Consider the following 1,158-nt stretch of genomic DNA (forward strand, 5'->3'; position numbering starts at 1 on the left):
GCGGCGTAGACCTTGCGGTAGTCGTGGCCGCCGCGTTTGAGGTTCCAGATCTGGTCATCGGTGAGGTCCGCGACGAGGTCTTTGGTGCGGGGGTCTTTGCCGAAGAAGTGTTCGCGGACGAACCCGCCGGATTCTGCCTTGTAGGTCTGGTAGTCCCCGTCGGGGGTTTCGTTCATGATCTTCACCAGCGACCCGTCGGTGTCCTTGGTGAGCAGGTCATCCCATTCCCGGCCCCAGACGACCTTGATGACGTTCCAGCCCGCGCCGCGGAAGAACGCTTCGAGTTCCTGCATGATCTTGCCGTTGCCCCGCACGGGCCCGTCCAGGCGCTGGAGGTTGCAGTTGATCACGAAGTTCAGGTTGTCCAGGTTCTCGTTCGCGGCGAGCTGGAGCAGGCCGCGGGATTCGGGCTCGTCCATTTCCCCGTCGCCCAGGAACGCCCAGACCTGCTGGTCCGAGGTGTCTTTCAGGCCGCGGTTGTGCAGGTACCGGTTGGACTGGGCCTGGTAGATCGCGTTCATCGGCCCGATGCCCATGGACACGGTGGGGAATTCCCAGAACCCGGGCATCAGCCGCGGGTGCGGGTAGGAGGACAGGGCGTGGCCTTCCTTGGACTTTTCCTGCCGGAACCCGTCCAGGTCCTCCTCCGAGAGCCGGCCTTCCATGAACGCCCGGGCGTACATGCCGGGGGAGGCGTGGCCCTGGAAGAAGACCTGGTCACCGCCGCCGGGGTGGTCCTTGCCGCGGAAGAAGTGGTTGAAACCCACCTCGTACAGGGTCGCGGCCCCGGCATAGGTGGAGATATGCCCGCCCACGCCGATGTTCGCCCGCTGCGCCCGGTGCACCATCACCGCGGCGTTCCACCGCATGTACGCCCGGTACCGGCGCTCGTATTCCTCGTTGCCCGGGAACTCCGCTTCCTGGTCCACCGGGATCGTGTTCACGTAATCGGTGGTGGTCACCATCGGCACCCCGACGCTCTGCGCGCCCGCACGCTGCAGCAGGCTCCGCATGATGAATTGGGCACGCTCAGTGCCCTGTTCCCTGATCAAGGAATCCAGGGACTCAACCCACTCGGCAGTCTCTTCCGGATCACGATCAGGCAGCTGGTTAGTCAACCCGCTGAGGATATGGGAGGTATCTTCTCCTGCAGCCACG

General features: G+C 64.5%; 1 pseudogene. It reads right to left on the reverse strand.

Annotated elements, in window-relative coordinates:
• Positions 1-1,157, reverse strand: a pseudogene (locus ACKAE7_RS21000) (pyruvate dehydrogenase (acetyl-transferring), homodimeric type); the annotation flags it as partial.
• Between the last annotated feature and the right edge of the window lies 1 nt (position 1,158).

Origin of the sequence: Pseudarthrobacter sp. NKDBFgelt, assembly GCF_046097905.1 — a bacterium.
GTDB lineage: Bacteria > Actinomycetota > Actinomycetes > Actinomycetales > Micrococcaceae > Arthrobacter > Arthrobacter polychromogenes.